Source organism: Mesorhizobium waitakense (genome assembly GCF_056431085.1).
Genome location: NZ_JBWKME010000086.1, coordinates 1 through 1,380, shown reverse-complemented (window position 1 = coordinate 1,380; position 1,380 = coordinate 1). Strand labels below are relative to the sequence as shown.

The following is a 1,380-nucleotide window of genomic DNA, read 5'->3' as shown; positions in this document are numbered from 1 at the left end:
TTTGTCGACAGCCGCGTGAAGAGGCCATATCGGGGGGCATCCCGTGCCCAACCCAAGTTAAGGCGACGCCACCGCGGACAGGTTCCTTCGCGGGGCGGGGCTTACGCGCCATCCAACCGCGCCCCGCGCTGTCTGATGTCCAACGATGTTGGACAAGCGACATAGCAGCATGAGAGATATCTCATTGTTTTTAAATGGCGTTCCCCTTTGGCACGCTAGATGCGTGGTTATCCGCAAGCGCGTTGCGGACCGAGGAGATATCATCTCATGACCACGCTCATCGAAAATGCTGTCACCATGAGGATCGCGCTTTCCCGACTCGCGAAGCAGATGGGAAGGCTTGGCAATCTAATGGCAGACTGACCAAAAATCGGAAGTCAGACACGTCTGAAAACTGGGTCGATTTACCATCATGTCGCCGCATCGGACACCACGAAAGGCCAACACAAATGGCGACAAGAACACTCATCCTGATTGAACGCAATACACCGGGCAATGGTCTGCTCTACGTCCAGGCGGCCCGGCGTCTCGGTCTTCATCCAATGGCCCTGTCGGCTAATCCAGCTCAGTACGACTACATTGCGACGGAAGCCACTGAGGCGATCCGTGTCGATACGCCTTGTTGTACGGATGAGCGATTTGGCGGCCGAAGTGGCATGGCATATTGGAACCGCGTCCTCCTGATCTCGGATCTCCACCATGCCGTTCGAGGCTAATGCCGCTCGCCGTCACGGCATCTCGAAGCAGCAATACCGGGTGGCGAATTGGGCGGAGTATGACCCTGCCTTGCGCCAGCGCGGAGGCCTTACCGTCTGGTTTTCTGACGAGGCGATTGCCGGCTGGCGGGCCGAGCCCCGCACGACACAAGGCGCTGACGTGATCATCCCGCCGCTATCAACGGCGGTGCCGAGCGATACGGCCGAGACTGCGCCGACTCAGCGCGACCGGTATCTCCAAAACAAAGCGCAGCATGGAACCAGGGGATGGCAGAAGCGGTCCGGGTACACGCCGTGCCCTGGTGGAGGCTGCCATCAGCCGGCTCAAACGAGTGATTGGAAATGCGCTGCCTTCGCGGACCGACCGGCGTCGTGCGACCGAGGTCACCGTCGCCGTTCAGGCCTTACCGGATGCTCGAGTTCGGGCGCCCGAAGTCCGTCCGCATCGCTTAAGCAAAGGCACCGAATGGGCTCGGTGTGCTCACCAGCCAATCCATGCAACACGGTCGTAACGAGCCAGACGGCGCGACTGAGTTCCAGCAAGACAAAGATCGCAGCCGAACCGGGCGGGCGGGCATAGAACATATGGGCAAGAGCGAAGCGAGCACCGAAACCACGGCCGCGGGCGCGCTGGAGGAAGAAGCCTATCGACTCATCCGCAGCG

Annotated in this window: 2 pseudogenes; both read left to right on the top strand. The window is 60.3% G+C overall.

Annotated elements, in window-relative coordinates:
* Positions 1 to 449: 449 nt before the first annotated feature.
* Positions 450 to 617: pseudogene (locus AC07FD_RS18380) on the top strand (ATP-grasp domain-containing protein); the annotation flags it as partial.
* Between the two features lie 576 nt (positions 618 to 1,193).
* Positions 1,194 to 1,380: pseudogene (locus AC07FD_RS18375) on the top strand (hypothetical protein); the annotation flags it as partial.